This window comes from Streptomyces sp. NPDC059037, assembly GCF_042740015.1.
In the GTDB taxonomy this organism is placed as follows: Bacteria; Actinomycetota; Actinomycetes; order Streptomycetales; family Streptomycetaceae; genus Streptomyces.
The window spans coordinates 1-22,394 of the sequence record NZ_JBHYIG010000156.1 but is presented as its reverse complement, the minus strand read 5'-3'; the positions used below and the strand labels follow the sequence as shown (position 1 = coordinate 22,394).

Here is a 22,394-nt window from a genome sequence, read left to right as displayed (position 1 = left end):
GGGGGGGGGGGGGGGGGGGGGGGGGGGGGTGCGGTGCGTGTGGCGGTGGCGGGGGTTCCTTGCCTCGCGGGGCCCGCCCCCCCCCGGGCCCCCCCAACACTCACCCCACCCCCCACGTCTCGTACGCCAAGTGGCGCCTCAGGCCTGTACGGCCGGCCTGACGTCGCGCAGCAGCGCGGCCAGCGTTTCGGCGAACTCGACCGGCTCGACCGGAAGGGTCACCGCCGCCTCCGCGCGGCTCCAGGTGGCGAGCCAGGCGTCCTGCGGGCGCCCCATGAGCAGGAGCACCGGCGGGCAATGGAAGATCTCGTCCTTGAGCTGGCGGCAGACCCCCATGCCGCCGACGGGCTTGGCCTCGCCGTCGAGCACACAGACGTCGATGCCGCCCCGGTCGAGTTCCTTCAGCACGGCGGGCAGCGTCGCGCACTCGATGAACTCGACCGCGGGGACGTCCGCAGCCGGCTTGCGTCCGGTGGCCAACCGGACCTGCTCGCGGGTGCTCGCGTTGTCGCTGTAGACCAGCACCGTGGCGGTCGGCTGCATTGTTCCTCCGCTTCGTTGAGGGGCTCTCGGCCGGGGACCGATGCGCGGATGCTACTCCTCCGGACACCCCGTCAACAGCGGTTCGGACAGGCCTTCGATGGGCCATACGGGCAGGACACACCCCGTAGACACTCCGAACGGCACCCCCCGGGGTGAGGGCGGGATAAGCGACCGACATAATGTCGGTCGTGGCGACAGCAACGACAGTAGATACCGGGCACGCGCACCCGCCGGTCAATCGACCGAACCTCACCAGCGTCGGAACCATCATCTGGCTCAGTTCCGAGCTGATGTTCTTCGCGGCCCTCTTCGCGATGTACTTCACCCTGCGATCGGTGACAGGTCCTGATCACTGGAAGGAAATGGCTTCGGCCCTCAACTTCCCGTTCTCAGCGACGAACACCACGATCCTGGTGCTCTCCTCCCTCACCTGTCAGCTCGGCGTATTCGCCGCCGAGCGCGGTGACGTGAAGAAGCTCCGGATGTGGTTCATCGTCACCTTCATCATGGGTGCGGTCTTCATCGGCGGTCAGGTGTACGAGTACACCGAGCTGGTCAAGCACGAGGGCCTCTCGCTCTCGTCCGACCCGTACGGCTCGGTCTTCTACCTGACCACCGGCTTCCACGGACTGCACGTGACAGGCGGCCTCATCGCCTTCCTGCTGGTCCTCGGCCGCACCTACGCGGCCAGGAGGTTCACCCACGAGCAGGCGACCGCAGCCATCGTCGTGTCCTACTACTGGCACTTCGTCGATGTTGTCTGGATCGGTCTTTTTGCCACGATCTACATGATCAAGTAGCCGGGCCCGAACCCGAACCCGAACCATTCCGAAGCATCGACGCAGAAGATCCTGACACCGGGGTAATCCGTGAAAAAGCTCTCCGCACGACGACGCCACCCGCTGGCGGCGGTCGTCGTCCTACTCCTCGCGCTGGCGGCCACCGGGGGGCTGTACGCCGCGTTCGCACCCGCGGACAAGGCGCAGGCCGACGACACCGCCCAGTCCCTCGCCATCGACGAGGGCAAGAAGCTCTACTCCGTTGGCTGCTCCAGCTGCCACGGAACCGGCGGTCAGGGGTCCTCCGACGGTCCGAGCCTGGTGGGCGTCGGCGCCGCCGCCGTTGACTTCCAGGTCAGCACCGGCCGCATGCCGCTCCAGCAGCCGGGCGCCCAGGCGCCGAAGAAGAAGGCCATCTACAACCAGGCCCAGGTCGACCAGCTCGCGGCGTACATCGCCTCGCTGGGCGCCGGACCGAACATCCCCACCGAGAAGCAGTACAGCCCGGACGGCGCGGACATCGCCAAGGGTGGCGAGCTGTTCCGCACCAACTGCGCGCAGTGCCACAACTTCACCGGTGAAGGCGGCGCGTTGACGAACGGCAAGTTCGCCCCGTCGTTGGAGGATGTCTCCCCGAAGCACATCTACGAGGCCATGCAGACCGGCCCGCAGAACATGCCGTCCTTCCCCGACACGGTCATGCCGGAGAAGAACAAGAAGGACATCATCGCGTACCTCGACGCGGTCAACGGCGAAGAGACCGAGAGCCCCGGCGGTCTGTCGCTGGGCGGTCTGGGTCCGGTCAGTGAAGGCCTGTTCGGCTGGATCTTCGGCCTCGGCTCGCTGATCGCGGTCGCCGTGTGGGTCGCCGCTCGGACCGCAAAGGCCAAGAAGTCATGAGTAGCCAAGAGATTCCAGAAGAAAAGAACCTGCCCAGCGAGCAGGAGACCGAGCACGGCTCGGTAGCGGTGGCGGACGAGAAGAACCCGTTCGCCGACCCGGGGCTGCCGCCCCACGAGCATCGGGTCCAGGACATCGACGAGAAGGCCGCCCGGCGCTCCGAGCGCGCGGTCGCCTTCATGTTCCTGCTCTCGATGCTGGCCACGGTCGGCTTCATCGCCTCGTTCGTGGCCTTCCCGGTCGACCAGAGCGTGTACATCTGGCCGATCGGCCACATCAGCGCGCTCAACTTCTCCCTGGGGATGACCCTCGGCATCGCCCTCTTCTGCATCGGCGCGGGAGCGGTCCACTGGGCCCGCACCCTGATGTCCGACGTGGAGGTCGCCGACGAGCGGCACCCCATCGCCGCCGAGCCCGAGGTCAAGGCCAAGGTCATGGCCGACTTCAAGGCCGGCGCCGAGGAGTCGCAGTTCGGCCGCCGCAAGCTGATCCGCAACACGATGTTCGGCGCGCTGGCCATGGTGCCGCTCTCCGGCATCGTCCTGCTGCGTGACCTCGGTCCGCTGCCCGAGGACAAGTTGCGGCACACCCTGTGGGGCAAGGGCAAGCTGCTCGTGAACATGAACACGAACGAGCCGCTGCGCCCGGCGGACGTCTCGGTCGGTTCGCTGACCTTCGCCAAGCCCGAGGGCCTGGAGGAGCACGACCACGACTTCCAGGTGCAGATCGCCAAGGCGGCCCTGATGATCGTCCGGATCCAGCCGGACAACATCAAGGACAAGCGCGAGCTCGACTGGTCGCACGACGGCATCGTCGCCTACTCCAAGATCTGCACCCACGTGGGTTGCCCGATCTCCCTGTACGAGCAGCAGACGCACCACGTCCTCTGCCCGTGCCACCAGTCCACCTTCGACCTCTCCGACGGTGCCCGAGTGATCTTCGGCCCGGCCGGTCACGCACTGCCGCAGCTGCGCATCGGCGTGAACGACGAGGGCTACCTCGAGGCGCTCGGCGACTTCGAAGAGCCCGTCGGTCCTGCTTTCTGGGAGCGCGGATGAGCACTTCGGCGAACGACAACAGCCGCAAGAAGGAAGCGCCCGCCGGTGAGCGGGTCGCCGACTGGGCGGACGGCCGCCTGGGGATCTACTCCCTGGCCAAGGCCAACATGCGCAAGATCTTCCCGGACCACTGGTCCTTCATGCTGGGTGAGGTCGCGCTCTACAGCTTCATCATCATCATCCTCACGGGTGTGTATCTGACGCTGTTCTTCCACCCGTCGATGAACGAGGTGGAGTACCACGGCAGCTACGTCCCGCTGCAGGGACAGCTGATGTCCGAGGCGTTCAACTCGACCATGCACATCAGCTTCGATGTGCGCGGTGGTCTGCTGATCCGGCAGATCCACCACTGGGCGGCGCTGATCTTCCTCGCGGCGATGTTCGTGCACATGATGCGCGTCTTCTTCACGGGTGCCTTCCGCAAGCCCCGTGAGGTCAACTGGGTCTTCGGCTTCCTGCTGCTCGTCCTCGGCATGTTCACCGGCTTCACCGGTTACTCGCTCCCGGACGACCTGCTCTCCGGCACCGGTGTCCGCTTCATGCAGGGCGCGATCCTGTCCGTACCGATCGTCGGTACGTACCTGTCGATGTTCCTGTTCGGCGGGGAGTTCCCCGGCGGCGACTTCGTGGCCCGGTTCTACTCGGTCCACATCCTGCTGCTGCCCGGCATCATGATGGGCCTCCTGGTGGCCCACCTGATCCTGGTCTTCTTCCACAAGCACACGCAGTTCGCGGGCCCCGGCAGGACCGAGAAGAACGTCGTCGGCATGCCGCTGCTCCCGGTCTACATGGCCAAGGCCGGAGGCTTCTTCTTCCTGGTCTTCGGCATCATCGCGGCCATCTCGGCGATCGCCACGATCAACCCGATCTGGGCGCTCGGTCCGTACCGCCCGGACCAGGTCTCCACCGGAGCCCAGCCCGACTGGTACATGGGCTTCTCCGAAGGCCTGATCCGCTTCATGCCGGGCTGGGAGATCAACCTCTGGGGTCACACGCTCGTTCTCGGCGTGTTCATCCCGCTGATCATCTTCCCGCTGGTCCTGGTCGCGATCGCGGTCTACCCGTTCATCGAGTCCTGGGTCACCGGCGACAAGCGCGAGCACCACATCCTGGACCGCCCGCGCAACGCCCCGACCCGTACGGCCTTCGGTGTCGCATGGATGTCCTGGTACTTCGTGCTGCTCATCGGCGGCGGAAACGACCTGTGGGCCACGCACTTCCACCTGTCGATCAACTCGATCACCTGGTTCGTGCGCATCGCCTTCTTCGTCTTCCCGGTGCTGGCGTTCATCATCACCAAGCGGATCTGCCTGGGTCTGCAGCGGCGCGACAAGGACAAGGTGCTGCACGGACGCGAGTCCGGCATCATCAAGCGCCTGCCGCACGGTGAGTTCATCGAGGTCCACGAGCCGCTCAACCAGGAGCAGCTGCACACGCTCACCGCGCACGAGCAGTACGCGCCGATCGAGATCGGCCCGACGGTCGACGAGAACGGCGTCGAGCGCAAGGTGTCCGGTTCGCAGAAGCTCCGGGCCAAGCTCTCGAAGGGCTACTACGGGGAAGACAGCCAGATCCCCAAGCCCACCGTCGAGGAGTACAAGGAGATCACGAGCGGCCACGGCCACCACTGATCCCTGAGCTCGCAGAGCTCTGACCACAAGGTCGCCACGGCAAGAGCCCCGTCCATTGCGCGGACGGGGCTCTTTGCCGTCCCCGGACCTGGATAGGGTGTCCTTGGCCCATTTATACGAACTCAGGAGCGGCAGATGAGCGCTGTGACCCCCGCAGGAGGCAATACCGCGGCGGGCCGTTCCTGGCCCGACGTACTGAACGGTCTGCTCGACGGGCGCGACCAGAGCGCCGACGACACCGCCTGGGCCATGGACCGCATCATGCGCGGCGAGGCCACCGACGCGCAGATCGCCGGCTTCGTGGTGGCGCTGCGGGCCAAGGGCGAGACGGTCGAGGAGATCTCCGGTCTCGTACGCGCCATGTATGAGCACGCCAATGTGATCAAGGTGCCCGGCGAGACCGTCGACATCGTCGGCACCGGTGGCGACGGCGCCAAGACGGTCAACATCTCCACGATGTCCGCGATCGTCATCGCCGGCGCGGGCGCGAAGGTCGTCAAGCACGGCAACCGCGCCGCGTCGTCGGCCAGCGGCGCCTCCGACGTGCTCGAGAAGCTCGGCGTGAACCTGGAGCTCACGCCGCAGCGGGTCGTCGAGGTCGTGGAGGAGGCGGGCATCACCTTCTGCTTCGCGGTGAAGTTCCACCCGGCGCTGCGGTACGCGGGCGCCGCGCGCGGCCAGCTGGGCATCCGGACCGTGTTCAACCTGCTCGGTCCGCTCACCAACCCGGCCAGGGTGCGGGCCCAGGCGGTCGGTGTCGCCGACCCGCGGATGGCGCCCGTGGTGGCCGGTGTCTTCGCCGAGCGCGGGCATTCCTCGCTCGTCTTCCGCGGCGACGACGGGCTCGACGAGCTGACGACGACGTCGACCTCCCGGGTCTGGGTGGTGCGTGACGGCGCCGTGCGCGAGGAGGCCTTCGACCCCCGCGACGTCGGGATCGACCTGGTGCCCATCGAGGCGCTGCGGGGCGCCGACGCCTCGTACAACGCGGAGGTCGCGCGGCGGCTGCTCGACGGGGAGACCGGGCCGGTGCGGGACGCGGTGCTGCTCAACTCGGCGGCGGCGCTCGTGGCCCTCTCGCCGGGCGAGGGGAGCCTCGTGGAGCAGATCCGGGCCGGCATGGTGCGGGCGGCCGAGTCCATCGACTCCGGGGCCGCGAAGAAGGCCCTGGAGCGCTGGGTGGCGGCCAGCAACCGCTGACACGGGCCCCGCATGTGACGCAAGGCGCAGTCCGGATTCTGGACTGCGCCTTGCGCGTCGAAGATCGTGTGGCAAGATGCTCAACAGGTCATGAGTGACAGCGATTAGGCCCCGGCTTGCTGTCCGGCAACCCTCCGTCCGTGGCGGGGTGCCCCGGGTGAAGACCAGGCCGTACGCAGCAAGGCGTATGGCAAGCGCGGACCCCTGCGCACTCGATGAGTGTCGCATCCCTGGGGTCCTGGTCCTCAAGGGAGCAGTCTCGTGAGCAAGCGAATGCGATAGGGCTTTCCGGCCCCTTTTCCGCACCCCCTTTTCTCTTCATCACTGCACCGCCCTGCGTGTCGCACGGGCGTCGCTGCAGTGAACTCGCCTGCCTTCCCACGGGAGTTCGCCATGTCTGTTTCCGCCGTAGCCGCCGACTCGTCCGTCTGTGCCCCCCTCGCCGTCCTCGGCCGGGACGTCACCGTGCCGCTCGTCACCGGTGGCGAGGTGACCTACGCCGCGCTCGACTACGCGGCGAGCGCGCCCGCGCTGCAGCGGGTGTGGGACGACGTGGCCGCGTACGCGCCGTACTACGGCAGCGTGCACCGCGGGGCCGGGTATCTGTCGCAGCTCTCCACCGACCTGTTCGAGAACAGCCGGGTCACCGTCGCCGAGTTCCTCGACTGCCGCGAGGGCGACCAGGTCGTCTTCACGCGGTCGACCACCGACTCGCTCAACCTGCTCGCCGCCGCGCTGCCCGCCGACTGCCAGGTCTTCGTCTTCGAGACCGAGCACCACGCCTCGCTGCTGCCCTGGCGCGACGCCCGCGTGACGTACCTGAACGCGCCGCGCACCGCCGACCAGGCCGTCGCCACCCTGGAGCATGCGCTCGCCGACCGCGACCCTTCCCCAAGCTCTCAACTTCGTTCGAGCAGGGGAGGCCCCACTGGGCCCGCCCTGGTCTGCGTGACCGGTGCGTCGAACGTCACCGGTGAGCTGTGGCCGGTGAAGGAGCTGGCCGCCGCCGCCCACGCGCACGGCGCCCGTATCGTCCTGGACGCCGCGCAGCTCGCGCCCCATCACCCCGTCTCCGTACGCGAGTTGGACGTCGACTGGGTCGCCTTCTCCGGTCACAAGCTGTACGCGCCCTTCGGCTCGGGCGTTCTCGCGGGCCGCTCCGACTGGCTGCAGGATGCCGAGCCCTACCTCGCCGGCGGCGGCGCATCCCGGAAGGTCGCCCGGCGCACGGACGGCGGCGTGGACGTCGAGTGGCACGACACCGCCGCGCGGCACGAGGCCGGTTCGCCGAACGTCATCGGCGTGTACTCGATCGCCGCCGCCTGCAAGGCGCTGACCGAGGCGGGCTTCGACGAGCTGGTCGCCCGCGAGAACCACCTCATCGCCAAGGTCCGCGAGGGCCTCGCCGAGGTGCCCGCGGTGAAGGTGCTCTCGCTCTTCGGCGACGACGCCCCGCGCGTCGGCGTCATCTCGTTCGTCGTCGAGGGCTGGAACAGCTCGCACTTCGCCGCCGCGCTCTCCGCCGAGTACGGCATCGGCGTACGCGACGGTCTCTTCTGCGCCCACCCGCTGGTGCGCACCCTGCTCGGCAGCGACCCGCAGACCCAGGGCGAGTGCGGTGCCCCCGAGGCCGCGCCCGGCGAGAAGTCGCTGAACGCGATCCGGGTGAGCTTCGGCGCCGGCACCCCTGACGAGCACGTCGAGCGTTTCGTGCGCGCCGTCAAGGAGCTGGTGGCGGACGGCGCGCGGTGGAACTACCGCACCGAGGACGGGCGTTGCGTGCCGGACACCACCGGGGCCTGAGTCATTGAGGACGGCAGCCGGGTGCCGATCTGGATCATCCGCAGGGCCCGCTCGGTCGCGTCGGTGAGGAACTCGCCGCCCCGGCCGAGCGCCTCCGTGAGCGAGACCGGGGCGGGCAGGATCGCGCTGTAGGCGTCCACGCCGGCCGCCCGCACGTGGTGCGCGCCCTGGCCGATGGTGCCCGCGAGGACGAGCACCGGACGGCCCGACCGCTTGGCGCGCCTTGCCACCTCGGCGGGGATCTTGCCGTGCGGCGTCTGGTGGTCGAGGGCGCCCTCGGCGGTGACGACGAGGTCGGCGCGGGCCAGGCGGGCGTCCAGGTCCAGGTGGTCGAGCAGGACGTCGAAGCGGGGGAGCAGCTCGGCGCCCAGCGCGGCGAGGCCGGCGCCGAGACCGCCGGATGCGCCCGTGCCGGGGCCGAGGGCGAGGTCCGTCGTGGCGTGCAGGTCGCGGGTGAGGAGGTGCGCCCAGTGCTCAAGGGCGGCCGCGAGCACCTCGACCTGGGCGGGTGTGGCGCCCTTCTGGGGGCCGAAGACGCGGGCGACGCCGCGCTCGCCGGTCAGGACGTTGAAGGGGTTGCAGGCGACCCGGATCTCGGTGTCCTTCAGGCGGGGGTCGAGGCCTGCCGGGTCGATGCGGCTCAGGCGGGTCAACTCACGTCCGCCGGGCGGGAGTTCCCAGCCGTCCGCGTCCAGGAGCCGGGCGCCGAGCGCCTGCAGGGCGCCCGCGCCGCCGTCCGACGTTCCGGAGTCGCCGCAGCCCACCAGGATGCGGCGGGCCCCCGCGTCCAGGGCGGCGCCGATCAGCTCGCCGACGCCGTACGTCGTCGTGGCGCCCGGGTCGCGCAGATCGCGCGGGACCAGCGAGAGCCCGGCCACCGCCGCCATCTCGACGACCGCCGTGCCGTCGGGGAGCAGCGCGAAGTGCGTGCCGATCCGCTGGCCGACGGGCCCCGTCGCGGGCAGTGCGACCAGGCGGCCGCCGCCGGTGGCGGCCAGGGCGCGCGCGGTGCCCTCGCCGCCGTCCACCAGGGGGATCAGATCGGTCACCGCGTGCGGGACGACACGGCGTACTCCTTCGGCGATGGCCTCGGCCGCGGAGTGCGCGGACAGGGACTCCTTGAAGCCGCTGGGGGCGATGGCGAAACGGGTCAGCATGGGGGTCTCCAGGGCAGAGGGAACCGATGGGCGAGGGGGTAGCGCCCGAAGGGGCGCGGGGCTGTGACATTGGCGGCTCCGCCGCGAAGGGGGTCCCCCCTGTTCGAGCGCAGCCGAGAACGTGGGGGAGCGACCAAGCCCCCACCGGCCCGCAGGTGACGTTCCAGCACAGCGCTCAGCGAACGGGCACGCCGAGCAGCGGCCACAGCGCGACGGCGAAGAGCAGTACGAGCGCGGCCGTCAGCGGTGCCAGGACCGCGGAGAGGCGCAGCAGGTCGCGCGGGGTGTAGGTGGGGGTGCCGGGGATGTCGGCGAAGAGCGTGACGGGCTTCGCGGAGGCGGGCAGCGTGTGGCAGAAGCCCGCCGCCGCGGTGGACGCCAGGGCGGCCGCGACGGGGTTGACGCCCGCGCCGACGGCCGCCGCGACGACCAGCGGGACCAGGACCGAAGAACGCGCCGAGCGGGACTGCAGGACGAGGTGCGCGGCCGTGCTGACCCCGACGACCACGGTCAGGAACAGCCAGGGCGGCACATCCAGCGGAACCCCGCCCACCAGCCACTTCGCCGCCCCCGAGTCGGCGAGCGCGACGCCCATCGCCATCGTCGCCGCCATGAAGAGCAGCAGCGACCAGGGCACCGTCTTCAGGGCGTCCTTCAGGCGTACGGTGCCGAGTGCGGGGGAGGATGCGACGACCGCGCCGATCAACGCGACCACGGCGGGCGGCACTTGGTGCAGCGGCTCGCTGCACCAGAGCGTGACGACCGTGGCGAGCAGCAGGGCGCAGCGGGTCTCGGCGGGCTCCCAGGGGCCGGTGACCGGCTGCTCGCTGTGCTCCTGGAGCTGCTCGACGGTGATGTGCACGGGACCCTTGCGGTCCGCGCGCCGCGTCGTCGTCAACAGGACGGCCTCCGCCGCCAGATGGGACGAGGCCATGGCGAGCGGCAGGCCGAGCAGCAGCCACTGCGTGAAGCCGATCCGCTCCCCGGTCGCCTCCCACAGGACCGAAACCGTGATCAGATGCGCTCCCGCGCCGATCAGGGTCGCGACCGCGGAGAGCAGGATGACGGTCGGAAAGAGCAGGGCGAGCATCACGACCAGGCGCTTCCGGTCGGCGAGGACCTTGGCGAGGGCGAGGAAGACGGGCAGCGCGAGCGCGGCGCGGCCCGACGTGGCCGGCACCGCGAAGGCCGTCACGACGAGCGCCGCCGTCGTCAGATGCGTCAACTGCCGTACGCTGCGCGCCCCGCTGACCAGAAAGGCCGCCGCCCGTCCCGCCAGACCGCTGCGGGCCACGGCCGCCGCGAGCACGAAGGCACAGATCAGCAGCCAGACGGTCTCGTCACCGAGGGTGCCGAAGAGCGTGTCGCTGCTGATCACCCCGGTCGCGGTGAGCGCGAGGCCGGCGCCCAGCGCGATGTACGTGTCGTCGATCGGCGTACCGATCCACGCACAGGTCGCCAGGGCGAACACGGCGAGCGTGAGGCGGGCGTCGCCGCTCAGGCCGGGGAAGTTGCCGGGAACCACGAGCAGCGCGCACAGACTCAGCGCGATGCACAGCGTGATGGCTTGGCGGGGATTCAGGGTCACACAGGAAGCCTCGGGCCCCGCCGTGAGCCCTCAATGAGCCTGAGATGAAAGGAACTTCACCGGGTGATCCGGGCGCTCACTCCGGCAGGCCGGGCGCTCACCCCGGCAGCCGGTACCCCATCCCGCGCACCGTCTCCACCCGCTCCGCGCCCAGCTTCTTGCGCAGCGCCCGTACGTACACGTCCACGATGTTGGACCCGGGGTCGAAGTCGTAGCCCCACACATGGGAGAGGATCTGCTCCCGCGAGAGCACCTGCCCCGGATGGCGCAGGAAGAGTTCGAGCAGCACGAACTCACGTGCCGTCAGGTCCACCGTCCGCTCGCCCGAACGCGCCCTGCGGGTGCGCAGATCCAGCGTCAGATCCCCGCCGCGCAGCACCGTCACCTCCGGGGCGCCCGCCGCCGTGCGCAGCCTCAGGCGCACCCGCGCGAGCAGCTCCTCGAAGCGGAACGGCTTGGTCATCCAGTCGTCGGCGCCGCCCTCAAGACCCGCCACCGTGTCCCGGACCGAGTCGCGGGCGGTCAGCACGATCACCGGGGTCGTCACCCGGGCCTCGCGCAGCTGCCGAAGGACAGTGAAGCCGTCCTTGCCGGGCAGCCCGATGTCCAGGACGACCAGGTCGAAGCCGCCGGTCAGGGCGTAGTCGTAGGCCGCTTCGCCGTCGCCGACGACGCTGGTGGTGAAGCCGTTGGCCCGCAGGCCCTTCTCGACGAAGGAGGCGATGCGCTCCTCGTCCTCGACGATGAGAATCCGGTTCATGGCAGTCCTGGTTCCTGTTCTCGCAGTACGAGTACGAAGGTGGCGCCGCCGGAGCCCGACGCCGTGGGCCGCAGCTCGACCCGGCCGCCGTGCCCTTCGGCGATCGCACGCACGATGGCGAGGCCGAGCCCGGCGCCGGTGGCGCGGGCGCCGCGGCGTGCGGTGCCGCGCCGGAACCGCTCGAAGATCACCGCCGCGTCCTGCGCCTGGACGCCGGGCCCGCTGTCGGCGACGTACAGCTCGATCCGGCCCGCCGTGCTGCGTGAGCCGATGCCGATGCGCTGGCCGGGGACGGTGTGCTGGACGGCGTTCTGGGCGAGCTGCACCATCGCCTGGGTGATGCGCTGCGGGTCGAGACCGGTTTCGCCGTCGGCCACTTCGGCCAGCTGCCAGTCGCGGTCGCCGAGCGCCCGCGCCTTGACGAAGACGTCCGCGGTCAGCTCGGCGAGCTGCACCGGCTCGGGGGTGACGAAGTCGGGGCGCTCGGCCTTGGCGAGGAGGAGGAGGTCCTCGACGATGCGGCTCATCCGGTCGAGCTCCTCCATCACGATCCGGACGGTCTCCTCGCGCTCGCCCGGATCGTCTCCCATCAGCTCCAGATGGCCGCGCACGATGGTGATGGGCGTGCGCAGCTCGTGCCCGGCGTCGTCGACGAACTCGCGCTGCGCGGCGAACGCGCGCTCCAGACGGTCGAGCATGCCGTTGAACGTCTCGGCGAGCGCCGCGATGTCGTCCCGCCCCTGGACGGGGATGCGCTGGGTCAGATCCTGTTCGGTGAGCTGCGCGGCGGTCGTACGCACCAGACGCACGGGCTTGAGGATGCGGCCCGCGACCGCCCAGCCGATGCCGGTGGTCATCAGGAGCGCGACCCCGGAGATGGCGAGCAGCATCGTGAACACGTCGCCCGCCTTGGCCTGTTCGCCCGCCGGGTGGAAGGCGACGACGAACGCCGCCGCCGGATGCCCCGCGCTCGCCGCGATCTCCACCTTCGCCCAGCGGACCTCGCCGCGGTCGCGGTGCAGCGTGCCGGTCGCGTCGGGGGACTCGAAGACCGTGCGCAGGGCGGCGGTGTCCTCGGCGAGCGGATGGTCGATCCGTGGCTCGCGCGACTGCTCCTTCTTCGCGGGTGCCTTGCCAGGGCGGCCGACCAGACCGAGGAGCTCCTCGTCGGGGTCGGCGTACTGCCGGGACAGGAAGAGCCGCAGGAGGGGGTCGGGAGCACTGAACTTCTCGCCCGTGTGCGGATCGACTCCTTCGCGGGCGAGGTTGGTGAACTCCGCGGTCTCCTGGGCGAGCAGCCGGTCGATGCGGTGGTCCACGTCGCGCAGCAGGACGGAGCGGGTGGTGGCCGCGACCGCGGTGAGCGCGACGGTCATCACCACGAGCAGCCAGAGCAGGATGCGGACACGGGCGGATATCCGGCGGTGCGGGCGCTCAGCCGTCGTCACCGGGACCGTCGTCGTCGTTGTCGCCCCGGCCGCTGCCTTCGCTGCCGTCGTCGTCGTTGTCATCGCCCGGGGAATTCTCGCTCACCGGCGGTGGGGACACCGTCTCGTCGCTCGGCGTCGGCCGGGGGGCGGTGGGCTTCGAGGACGGCGCTGAAGGCGAGGACGTCGAGGACGGCTTCGAGGACGGCGAGCCGCTGTCCAGTTCCACCTTGGGCGGCGCCTTGGGGGGCTCGGGGCTGTCGGTCAGTACGTAGCTGGTCGTGGCGATGCCGAGGGGGATCGCCACGACGGCGGCCAAGGCGGCCATGCGGTGGGAGAAGACCATGACAGCGAGGGTGCGGGGCGCAGCGCGTCGGCAGCATGAGCCGCAGATGAAGAAACCCTCATCCGACGCCCGTGCGGAGGCCTAGGAGTCGAGGCCGATCGCGAACGCCGCCTCCAGGTCGTGCTGCGAGTACGTACGGAACGCGACATGCGTGTCCGTCGCCTCCACGCCCGGGATCTTGCTGATCTTGCCGGGGATGACATCGGCCAGGTCGTCGTGGCGGCCGACGCGCACCATGGCGATCAGGTCGTAGGTGCCGGTCACGGAGAAGACCTCGCTGACGCAGTCGAGGGCGGAGATCGACTCGGCGATCTCGGGGATCCGGTCCACGCTGGTCTTGATGAGCACGATCGCGGTGATCACGGCTGACTGTCTCCCTCGGTAGCCGGTGCTGGCCTCTTCACTCTATCCGTCCGGCCATACCGCACCCACGCGTAGAGAAAGCCCAGCGAGAAGCCCACCAGGTGGGCCAGATAGGCGACTCCGGGACCCTGCCCGCCCTGCAGCGCGGCGAGCCACTGCAGCGTCACCCAGAACGGCAGCACCACCCAGGCGGGAAAGCGCAGCGGAAGGAAGAAGAGGAACGGGAAGAGGCTGGTGACCCGCGCCTTGGGGAAGAGCCGCAGGCAGGCGCCGAGCACCGCCGAGATCGCCCCCGACGCGCCCACGAGCGTCTGGTCGGAGCCGGCGTGCGCGGCCGCGTAGGCGAGCAGGGCGAGATAGCCGCAGCCGACGTAGAAGAGCGCGAACTGGAGGTGCCCCATCCGTTCCTCGACCATCGCCCCGAACACGTACAGGAAGAGCATGTTGCCGAGCAGATGCACCCAGCTGCCGTGCACGAAGAGCGCGGTGAGGGGGCCGCGCGCGGCCCGCGGCACCCCGCTGATCAGTTCGGAGGGGACCACCCCCCACCGCGCGAAGTAGTCCTGCTGCGCGGCGAGCAGCTGGTCGCCGGTGCCGTAGACGGGGTTGAACCCGGACACGGGGGAGATCATGAAGACCAGACAGCAGGCGACCATCAGGCCGTACGTCACCGGGGCCGACTGGCCCCTGATCAGCCGGACCGCCGTCGCACCCCATGTGTTGATCATGAACAGAGCATGACGTAAGGGGTGCTACCCGTACAGACCGCCTCGCCGCTGTGGAGGCCGCCGCATGGAGACCCTTACAGGCCTTAGGGTTACGGGCACCACGCACCATGGAATCCCGAAGGAAAGCGAACAGCCACGATGACGGTTCCTCTGCCGACCGACACCACCCGGTGGCGCTGCACGCTCTGCGGCAACCTCACGCGTTTCGACGTGACCCGCTCTTCGAAGGTCGTCGAATATGTGCACCTCGACCTGGCCGGTGAGTCGAACGTCGAGGAACGTGAGGTGGTCAGTGAGACCATCGAGTCGGTCCGCTGCCGCTGGTGCAACGCGGTGGACAAGGTGGAACTCGTGGACAGGCCGGGTGCCGGCTCCTGAGGGAGCGGGCCCCGCACAGCTAGTGGGGTGAGCGATGGTGGAGAGCGCGAGCGGGGAGCCGGACGACGGCGCCGCTGAGGTGCTCGACCGCCCGCTGCCCGACGGAGTGCGCCGCCGGGTCGTGCAGATCGTCTCGGACGGCTTCGGTGGTCTCACGGTGAGCGAACTGCCCGCACAGCTGCGGCAGTACGCCCGTTTCACGCCGACCCGGCGCACCAAGTTCGCCGGCAACGCGATGGCGGCCGCCCTGGAGGGCGACCTGCTCTTCCGGCAGCGCATCGGCGAACGTCTCAGAGAGGCGCAGCCCGAGCTCACCGGCGCCCTGGACGCGGGCTCCCCGCCCCCGGCCGCGGACCCGCTCGACGTGGCGGCCGCGGCCTATGTGTTGCGCCCCACCGGCTGGGTGAAGCTGGTGACCGCCGCGGGCGAGGAGGCCCAGCGGGCGGACGCCGAGCGCGTCGACGACGAGACCCGGGCCGAGCTGGAGCGGCTGCGCGAGGAGCTCGCGGCGGCCCGCGGCCAGACGAAGGCCGAGACGGAGCGGCTGCGCACGGAGCTGGAGTCGGCGAAGAAGGAAGCCGAATCGATGCATCGCAAGCTGCGCGGCGCACTGAGCGACGTCAAGCGCGGCGAGGCGGCGCTGCGCAAGGCGGCGGCCGAGGCCGACGCCGTACGCGCGGAGGGCCAGGCGCAGGTGTCCGCCGCGGAGAGCGAGAGCCGGCGGCTCAAGGCCCGGCTCAGCGAGACCGAGGCGGCGCTCGAAGCCAGCCGCAGGGCGGCGCGCGAGGGCCGCAGCGTCGAGGACATGCGGGTGCGGCTGCTCCTGGACACGGTCCTGGAGGCCACCCAGGGGCTGCGCCGCGAACTCGCCCTGCCGCCCGTGTCGGTGCGGCCCGCCGAGACCGTGGACGCCGTCGAGCCGGGGCGGATGACGCCGAAGGACATCGCGGCCCGCGCGCTCTCCGAGAACGATCCGGCCATCCTCGACCAACTGCTCGCGCTGCCGCAGGCGCATCTGGTCGTGGACGGCTACAACGTCACCAAGACCGGCTATCCCACGATGCCCCTGGAGAAGCAGCGCCTCCGCCTGCTCGGCTCGCTCTCGCAGCTCGCCGCCCAGACCGGCGCCGAGGTCACCTGCGTCTTCGACGGGGCCGAACTCGCCGCGCCCGTCCTGCTCGCGCCGCCGCGCGGGGTGCGTGTCCTTTTCTCCAAGCCGGGCGTCACGGCGGACGAACTGATCCGCCAGCTGGTGCGCGCCGAGCCTCCCGGGCGCCCCGTGGTCGTCGTCTCCACCGACCGCGAAGTGGCCGACGGGATCGCGAAGGCGGGGGCGCGGCCCGTCGCTTCCGTCGTGCTCCTGAAGCGGCTTTCGCGCGGCTGACGTACGCCCGACTCTGTGCGGCTAAGGGTGCCTGAGTAACTCCTGTTCCCTATGCCCGAATTGGGGCGACGCTCACGCAACGTAGCGTCAAGTGCCCATCACCGCCTGTGCGTCAACGGTAAAGAATGCGCCCGACCGGCCACTTTTTGCTGATCAGGATTTGAACTGATCACAAGAACGTCACTAGGGTCTCGCCTCGAACCTCCGCTCGGTGGATCGCCCATCCGGGGTGACAGCGGTGGTACCCGCCCACCGGGTTTCGGTAGGCGGCTGGAGGAAGAAGGAGCCGCCTTCGTGGCGTCCCACCGTCGACCCAAGCAGCCGAGCCGCGCCCGTGTGACCGTGCTCACCGCAACCGCCGCCGCTGCCGTGGCACTCACCTCGCAGGCCGCCAACGCCTCGCCGAGCGAGAAGCCGAGCAAGGACGAGGTCAAGTCCAAGGTCGACAAGCTCTACGAGGACGCGGGCCGGGCCACCGACCGGTACAACGGCGCCAAGGAGAAGCAGGAGAAGCTCGAGAAGGAGATCGGCGAGCTTCAGGACAAGGTCGCGCGCGGCCAGGAGGACCTCAACGACCTGCGCAGCGGCCTCGGTTCGATGGCCAGTGCGCAGTACCGCTCCGGCGGCATCGACCCCTCCGTCCAGCTCTTCCTCTCGGCCGACCCGGACGACTACCTCGACAAGGCGTCCACCATGGACCAGTTGAGCAGTCAGCAGGTCGAGGCGCTCAAGAAGGTCCAGGACAAGCAGCGGACCCTCGCGCAGGAGCGCAAGGAGGCGTCCGACAAGCTCAGCGACCTCGCGGAAACGCGCAAGGAACTGGGCAAGAAGAAGAAGGAAGTCCAGAGCAAGCTCGGCGCCGCCCAGAAGCTGCTCAACACGCTGACCGCCAAGGAGAAGGCCGAGCTCGCCGCCAAGGAGCAGCGCGCGAGCCGCACCGCCGGCGACCGCGTGGACCTCGGCAAGGAGGCCCCGGCATCGCAGCGCGGCCAGGCCGCCCTGAGCGCCGCCGCCACCCAGCTCGGCAAGCCGTACGTCTCCGGCGGCAGCGGCCCCAACTCCTACGACTGCTCCGGCCTCACGCAGTGGGGTTACAACCAGGCCGGTGTGCAGATCACCCGCACCACCTACACCCAGCAGAACGACGGCACGAAGATCGGCCGCTCCGAGCTGAAGCCGGGCGACCTGGTGTTCTTCAACAGCCTCGCGCACGTCGGCTTCTACGCGGGCAACGGCCAGGTGCTGCACGCCCCGAAGCCGGGCGCCGTGGTGCGCTACGAGTCGATGTCCACCATCGGCTCCTTCCAGTTCGGCGTCCGTATCTGATTTCCGCTCGGCGGTCCGTATCCGAAACGACCGGCGTGCCGCCCGAACGGGCGAATTCCGCCAACTCCTGCTGACCCCACGCCCCGTCGGTGACCTGCGTCTCCGGCGGGGCGTCACGTTGTGTGCACGGCCAGGTCTTTGGCCGTGACGTGATCCCACGGCTACTGTCGCGCGCATTCCCCCGACGGATCGGGGGTTCGCCAGCGGAGGGAGAGCGGCTTCCCGTGGGGTCCCATCGTCGTCCCGCACAGTCCGGCCTTGACCGGAGCGCGCGCGTGACCGTCTTCTCGGCAGCGGCGGCCACCGCGGCCGCCGCACTCGGCGCCGCACCGGCGGGCGCAGCGCCGCAGGACACTCCGTCCGACATCAAGGCCAAGGTGGACCGCCTCTACGAGCAGGCCGAGCAGGCCACCGAGTCGTACAACAAGGCCGGTGAGCGCGCGGACAAGCTGCGCGAGCTGGTCCGTCTCGCCAAGGACAGCGTCGCCCGCGGGCAGGAGCGCATCAACACGATGCGCGGTGCCCTCGGCGCGCTCGCCGGGGCCCAGTACCGCTCCGGCGGCATCGACCCCTCGCTCGCCCTGATGCTCTCCTCCGACCCCGCCGGTTATCTCGACAAGGCGGCGGCGCTCGACCGCATCGGTGCCCGGCAGGCCGACGAACTGGCCGATCTGCAGAAGGCCCAGCGCGCCCTCGCCCAGGAGCGCACGGAGGCCACCCGCAAGCTCGTCGACCTCGAGGAGAGCCGCAAGGCGGTGGCCCGCCACAAGCGCACCGTCGAGCACAAGCTCGCCAAGGCGCGGCGGCTGCTCAACTCGCTGTCCTCCGACGAGCGCGACGCGTACGACAGGGCGTCGCGCTCGGGACGCGGCGAACTGCCCGATCTCGGCGACGCGGTGCCCGCGTCGTCGCGGGCCGCCGCCGCGATCGCCGCGGTGAGCTCGGCGGTCGGCAAGCCGTACGTGTGGGGCGCCAACGGCCCCTCCGGCTTCGACTGTTCGGGCCTCACCCAGTGGGCGTACGCACAGGCGGGCGTCGGCCTGCCGCGCACCTCGCAGGCGCAGCGCTACGCCGGGCGCCAGGTGCCGCTCGGCCAGGCGCAGCCCGGCGACCTCGTCACCTACCGCGACGACGCGAGCCACATCGGGATGTACATGGGCAACGGCCAGGTCGCGCACGCGCCCTACCCCGGCGCGACCGTGCGCTACGACCCGGTCGGCATGATGCCGGTGTCGTCGGTGACGCGGATCTGACCGGCGGCGGGCCGCCCGCTGCCCGTACGATCTGAATCATGGCTGGTCGCGGGCGTGGGTCGGGAGTCCTTGCACTCTGCGTCGCGCTGCTCGTCGGATGCGGCGGTCCTTCGGCGCCCGACGCGGCGCCCGGCGACGTGCGCAGGCTCCTCGACCGGCGCGCGGAAGCGGTGCTCGACCGGGACGCCGCCGCGTACCGCGCGACGGGCCGGCCCGCCGAGGCCTACGACAACCTCCGTGATCTCCCGCTCGCGTCGTGGGGGTACCGCCTGACCGCCTTCGACCGGGACGGCGCGCGGGCCACGGCGACCGCCGAGCTCCGGTACCGGATCAAGGGCTATGACAGGGCCCCGCTGAGCACGACGCGCACGCTCTCGCTCCAGGAGCGCGACGGACAGTGGTACGTCGCCGCCGAGCGCCCCGCGAAGAAGGCCACCGAGCAGCTCTGGGACCAGGGGCCCGTCACGTCCGTGCGGGGCGACCACAGCCTCGTCCTGGGCGTCGGGCGCGGGGACCGGGCCACCGCGGAGCTGCGCTCGTACGCGGATCTCGCCGACCGCGCGGTGCCGTCGGTGCGGGACGCCTGGCGCGGGAAGTGGCCGGGGCAGGTCGTCGTCCTCGTGCCCAAGTCCCTGGACGGCATGGCGGGGCTGCTGGGTGCGCCCGCCTCCGGCTACCAGGGGATCGCGGCGGTGACCACGGGGGAGGCCGGCGGCTCCGGGCAGGCGCCCGCCGACCGGATCATCGTCAACCCGGAGGCGTACGGCGTGCTCGGTGCCTTCGGCAAGCAGGTCGTCATCACCCACGAGGCGACCCACGTCGCGACCCGCGCGCACACCTCGCGGGCCACCCCGCTCTGGCTCTCCGAGGGCTTCGCCGACTGGGTGGGCTACCGCGGCACGGGCCGGACCGCGGCACAGGCCGCGCCCGAACTGCGGCGCGCCGTCCAGGAGGAGCGGCTGCCCGCGGCGCTGCCCGAGGACGGCGACTTCGGCTTCAGCGGGGACGCGGGGAAGCTGGCGCAGGCGTACGAAGGGGCGTGGCTGGCCTGCCGGATGATCGCCGACCAGTGGGGCGAGGAACGTCTTACGGCGTTCTACGAAGCGGTCGGCGACCACAAGAAGCGGCCCGGCGCGGTGGCGGACGCCCTGCGGGATGTCCTCGGCCTCACCCCGGAGGAGTTCACGGCGAGGTGGCGTACGTATCTGCGCGCTGAGCTCGGCTGACCCCGGCGGGCTCCGGACCGTGTTCCCGGGGCTCGGACACCGTCCGCCGCCACAGGCTCCGGCAGGCGAGCAGCGCCGCCGCGACGAGCAGACCGTTGCGTACGAAGAGCAGCGCGATGCCCAGCGGATCACTGGCCACCACGTGCGAGAACCAGACGGGGAACTCCAGGAATGTCACGAACGTGGCCGCCAGGACGAGCCGGGCGGGCAGCACCATCCGGCTCGTACGGAACGCCAGGCACACGGCGGCGCCCCCCACCAGCCAGACCATGTACTGCGGGCTGATCACCCGGCTCGTCACGGTGAACAGGAGCACGGCGACGAAGGCCGCGTCCGCGACCGTGCCCGCCGACCAGGCACGCGCCCGCAGCCGCCACAGGAGCAGCCAGCAGCAGGCCGCCACGGACAGCGCCTGCGCCGCCGTGCTCACCAGCGGGACGTACGGGCCGATGAACTCCACCGAGCCGTAGTTGAGCTGGACCTGGCCGTTCCAGCCGAAGTGCCGCGCGACATGGAAGACGAGGGCGCCGAGCGACTCGACCTCGGTGCCCCGGTCGCGCTGGAAGGTCAGGAAGGCGAGCGCCCCCGGCATCGTCACCAGGAAGGCGAGGGCAAGACCGAGCGCCGTGCCGGCCGCGGCGCCCCAGGAGCGCCGGGTGGCACGCCCGCGTGGCGTACCGACGAGCAGCAGCACCGGCCACCCCTTGAGCAGCGCGCCGAAGCCCGCGAGCGCGCCCATCGTGCGCGGATGCCGGGCCCCGGCGAGCAGCGCGGCGACGGCGACGGCCGTGACCATCAGGTCGTAGCGGGCGTACACGGTGGGCCCGAGCAGCGCCACGCCCGCGACCCACACCCAGGCCCCCCGCAGCGATTTGCCGGGCCGCCGCCCCGCGTACAGGAGCAGTCCGATGACCAGCGCGTCGGCGAGGAGCGCGAGGACGAAGAAGGCGGTCCCGTAGCCGAGGAAGGGCAGCAGGGCGGGGGAGAGGACGGCCAGGGCGGCGGCGGGCGGGTACTGCCAGGTGACGTCGTCGAGCGGGAAGGTGCCGGTGCGCAGGACCTCGTACCAGCCCTGGTAGATGACCCAGACGTCACTGGTCACGTCGGGGCCGGGGGCGGTGAGGACCTGGAGGACGCAGAGCAGCAGGACGGTCCGGGTCAGGCCCCAGACGGCCAGGATCCGCACCACGCGCCACCACGCCCCTTTTCAGCCGGTTCATTGGGATTCGGGAGCCATGATGGCGGACGGAGCCGTGGATGGGCCAAGAGGCGGGGCCGTTCGGCGCCCTGTCCGGCCTTCGGTACTGTCGGCGACGATGCACAAGACCCTGATCGTCACGAACGACTTCCCGCCCAGGCCCGGTGGCATCCAGGCGTTCCTGCACAACATGGCCCTTCGCCTGGACCCCGAGCAGCTCGTCGTCTACGCCTCGACCTGGAAGCGCGGCCGCGAGGGCGCCGAGGCGACGGCCGCCTTCGACGCCGAGCAGCCCTTCAAGGTCGTACGCGACCCCACGACGATGCTGCTGCCGACCCCGCGCGTCACCCGGCGCGCGGTATCGCTGCTGCGCGAACACGGCTGTACGTCGGTGTGGTTCGGGGCGGCGGCGCCGCTGGGGCTCATGGCGCCCGCCCTGCGCAGGGCGGGGGCGACGCGGCTCGTGGCGACGACCCACGGCCATGAGGCGGGCTGGGCCCAACTGCCCGCATCGCGCCAACTCCTGCGCCGGATCGGCGAGTCGACGGACACGATCACCTATCTCGGCGAGTACACGCGCTCCCGGATCGCCGCCGCGCTGACGCCCGCCGCGGCGGGGCGGATGGTCCAACTGCCGCCCGGCGTCGACGAGAAGACGTTCCACCCGGGCTCGGGCGGCGACGCCGTACGCGCCCGCCTCGGCCTGACCGACCGACCGGTGGTGGTGTGCGTCTCGCGCCTTGTGCCGCGCAAGGGGCAGGACACGCTGATCCTCGCCATGCCGCGGATACTGGCTCGGGAGCCCGACGCGGTGCTGCTGATCGTGGGGGGCGGCCCCTACGAGAAGGAGCTGCACAAGCTCGCCGCCGAGACGGGCGTCTCGGAGTCGGTCCGCTTCACCGGCGCGGTGCCGTGGGAGGAACTCCCCGCGCATTACGGCGCGGGAGACGTCTTCGCCATGCCGTGCAGGACCCGGCGCGGGGGCCTCGACGTGGAGGGCCTCGGCATCGTCTACCTGGAGGCTTCGGCGACGGGCCTGCCGGTCGTCGCCGGGGATTCTGGCGGGGCGCCGGACGCGGTGCTTGACGGGGAGACGGGGTGGGTCGTCCGCGGCGGCGTCCCCGAGGACGCGGCCGACCGGATCGTCACCCTGCTGGGCGATGCGGAGCTGCGGGCGCGGATGGGGGAGCGGGGCCGGGAGTGGGTCGAGGAGAGGTGGCGCTGGGACCTCTTGGCGGAGCGTCTCAAGGAGCTTCTGTAGCGCCTAATGGGGTGCTGCTGGGGGTTGTTGCGCGACTGACTGCCGTCATGGGCTTGTCGCGCAGTTCCCCGCGCCCCTTAAGGGG

The 22,394-nt window shown here is 70.8% G+C and carries 21 protein-coding genes and 1 riboswitch; of the genes, 12 read left to right on the top strand and 9 right to left on the bottom strand.

What is annotated here, in order from left to right; all coding sequences use genetic code 11:
* Positions 1 to 138: 138 nt before the first annotated feature.
* Positions 139 to 543 carry a hypothetical protein gene (locus ACFWY6_RS27885; protein WP_384695745.1) on the bottom strand — a complete coding sequence of 135 codons (405 nt, stop codon included), beginning with the start codon at positions 541 to 543 and terminating at the stop codon, positions 139 to 141.
* A gap of 179 nt (positions 544 to 722) precedes the next feature.
* Between ACFWY6_RS27885 and ACFWY6_RS27880 the strand changes: the two genes are divergently transcribed.
* The 6 genes from ACFWY6_RS27880 (at position 723) to ACFWY6_RS27855 (ending at position 7,914) form a co-directional block, all read left to right on the top strand.
* Complete coding sequence (locus tag ACFWY6_RS27880) at positions 723 to 1,343, top strand: heme-copper oxidase subunit III (protein WP_266867855.1); 621 nt, start codon at positions 723 to 725, stop codon at positions 1,341 to 1,343.
* 69 nt (positions 1,344 to 1,412) lie between these two features.
* Entirely contained in the window at positions 1,413 to 2,222 is an 810-nt protein-coding gene (locus ACFWY6_RS27875) for a c-type cytochrome (RefSeq protein WP_365495512.1), read from the top strand.
* Positions 2,219 to 3,280 (top strand): Rieske 2Fe-2S domain-containing protein, encoded by a 1,062-nt coding sequence (locus ACFWY6_RS27870; protein WP_384695742.1) that lies wholly within the window; start codon positions 2,219 to 2,221, stop codon positions 3,278 to 3,280. Before ACFWY6_RS27875 ends, ACFWY6_RS27870 begins: the two co-directional genes overlap by 4 nt.
* Positions 3,277 to 4,911 (top strand): cytochrome bc complex cytochrome b subunit, encoded by a 1,635-nt coding sequence (locus ACFWY6_RS27865; protein WP_384695739.1) that lies wholly within the window; start codon positions 3,277 to 3,279, stop codon positions 4,909 to 4,911. The genes ACFWY6_RS27870 and ACFWY6_RS27865 overlap by 4 nt, the downstream gene beginning before the upstream one ends.
* 135 nt (positions 4,912 to 5,046) lie before the next feature.
* Positions 5,047 to 6,111, top strand: a complete 1,065-nt coding sequence (trpD, locus tag ACFWY6_RS27860) for an anthranilate phosphoribosyltransferase (RefSeq protein ID WP_360763148.1) — start codon at positions 5,047 to 5,049, stop codon at positions 6,109 to 6,111.
* 86 nt (positions 6,112 to 6,197) lie between these two features.
* A riboswitch (SAM riboswitch) is annotated at positions 6,198 to 6,314 on the top strand.
* Between the two features lie 190 nt (positions 6,315 to 6,504).
* The gene (locus tag ACFWY6_RS27855) at positions 6,505 to 7,914 is read left to right on the top strand and encodes an aminotransferase class V-fold PLP-dependent enzyme (protein ID WP_384695736.1); all 1,410 of its coding nucleotides are present in this window, start codon (positions 6,505 to 6,507) and stop codon (positions 7,912 to 7,914) included.
* Here the strand turns inward: ACFWY6_RS27855 and ACFWY6_RS27850 are convergent.
* The 7 genes from ACFWY6_RS27850 to ACFWY6_RS27820 form a co-directional block, all read right to left on the bottom strand.
* A complete protein-coding gene (locus tag ACFWY6_RS27850) occupies positions 7,866 to 9,071 on the bottom strand; it encodes a glycerate kinase (RefSeq protein WP_384695733.1) in 1,206 nt (401 codons plus the stop codon). The two genes, ACFWY6_RS27855 and ACFWY6_RS27850, sit on opposite strands and share 49 nt — an antisense overlap.
* 175 nt (positions 9,072 to 9,246) lie before the next feature.
* Positions 9,247 to 10,659, bottom strand: coding sequence for an SLC13 family permease (locus ACFWY6_RS27845; protein ID WP_384695730.1), 1,413 nt, complete (start codon positions 10,657 to 10,659; stop codon positions 9,247 to 9,249).
* 97 nt (positions 10,660 to 10,756) lie between these two features.
* Positions 10,757 to 11,419, bottom strand: a complete 663-nt coding sequence (locus ACFWY6_RS27840) for a response regulator transcription factor (protein WP_266867871.1) — start codon at positions 11,417 to 11,419, stop codon at positions 10,757 to 10,759.
* Positions 11,416 to 12,930, bottom strand: a complete 1,515-nt coding sequence (locus tag ACFWY6_RS27835; protein ID WP_384695726.1) for an ATP-binding protein — start codon at positions 12,928 to 12,930, stop codon at positions 11,416 to 11,418. Before ACFWY6_RS27835 ends, ACFWY6_RS27840 begins: the two co-directional genes overlap by 4 nt.
* The gene (locus ACFWY6_RS27830; RefSeq protein ID WP_384695723.1) at positions 12,854 to 13,192 is read right to left on the bottom strand and encodes a small secreted hydrophilic protein; all 339 of its coding nucleotides are present in this window, start codon (positions 13,190 to 13,192) and stop codon (positions 12,854 to 12,856) included. Before ACFWY6_RS27830 ends, ACFWY6_RS27835 begins: the two co-directional genes overlap by 77 nt.
* A gap of 81 nt (positions 13,193 to 13,273) precedes the next feature.
* Positions 13,274 to 13,555, bottom strand: coding sequence for an Lrp/AsnC family transcriptional regulator (locus ACFWY6_RS27825; protein ID WP_266867875.1), 282 nt, complete (start codon positions 13,553 to 13,555; stop codon positions 13,274 to 13,276).
* Complete coding sequence (locus ACFWY6_RS27820) at positions 13,552 to 14,283, bottom strand: rhomboid family intramembrane serine protease (RefSeq protein ID WP_384695720.1); 732 nt, start codon at positions 14,281 to 14,283, stop codon at positions 13,552 to 13,554. The genes ACFWY6_RS27825 and ACFWY6_RS27820 overlap by 4 nt, the downstream gene beginning before the upstream one ends.
* A gap of 138 nt (positions 14,284 to 14,421) precedes the next feature.
* On the opposite strand from ACFWY6_RS27820, the gene ACFWY6_RS27815 reads away from it, so the two are divergent.
* From ACFWY6_RS27815 to ACFWY6_RS27795, 5 genes are all read left to right on the top strand, one after another.
* A complete protein-coding gene (locus ACFWY6_RS27815) occupies positions 14,422 to 14,661 on the top strand; it encodes a hypothetical protein (protein ID WP_135328915.1) in 240 nt (79 codons plus the stop codon).
* 34 nt (positions 14,662 to 14,695) lie between these two features.
* Positions 14,696 to 16,045, top strand: a complete 1,350-nt coding sequence (locus tag ACFWY6_RS27810; protein ID WP_384695717.1) for an NYN domain-containing protein — start codon at positions 14,696 to 14,698, stop codon at positions 16,043 to 16,045.
* Between the two features lie 294 nt (positions 16,046 to 16,339).
* Positions 16,340 to 17,371 carry a C40 family peptidase gene (locus ACFWY6_RS27805; RefSeq protein ID WP_384695714.1) on the top strand — a complete coding sequence of 344 codons (1,032 nt, stop codon included), beginning with the start codon at positions 16,340 to 16,342 and terminating at the stop codon, positions 17,369 to 17,371.
* A gap of 224 nt (positions 17,372 to 17,595) precedes the next feature.
* A complete protein-coding gene (locus ACFWY6_RS27800) occupies positions 17,596 to 18,624 on the top strand; it encodes an NlpC/P60 family protein (RefSeq protein ID WP_384695711.1) in 1,029 nt (342 codons plus the stop codon).
* Positions 18,625 to 18,662: 38 nt separating this feature from the next.
* Entirely contained in the window at positions 18,663 to 19,850 is a 1,188-nt protein-coding gene (locus ACFWY6_RS27795; protein WP_384695709.1) for a hypothetical protein, read from the top strand.
* Here the strand turns inward: ACFWY6_RS27795 and ACFWY6_RS27790 are convergent.
* On the bottom strand, positions 19,807 to 21,039 hold the full coding sequence (locus ACFWY6_RS27790) for a glycosyltransferase 87 family protein (RefSeq protein WP_384695706.1): 1,233 nt from the start codon (positions 21,037 to 21,039) through the stop codon (positions 19,807 to 19,809). The genes ACFWY6_RS27795 and ACFWY6_RS27790 overlap by 44 nt on opposite strands.
* A 127-nt stretch (positions 21,040 to 21,166) precedes the next feature.
* Between ACFWY6_RS27790 and ACFWY6_RS27785 the strand changes: the two genes are divergently transcribed.
* A complete protein-coding gene (locus tag ACFWY6_RS27785) occupies positions 21,167 to 22,309 on the top strand; it encodes a glycosyltransferase family 4 protein (RefSeq protein WP_384695703.1) in 1,143 nt (380 codons plus the stop codon).
* Positions 22,310 to 22,394 lie beyond the last annotated feature (85 nt).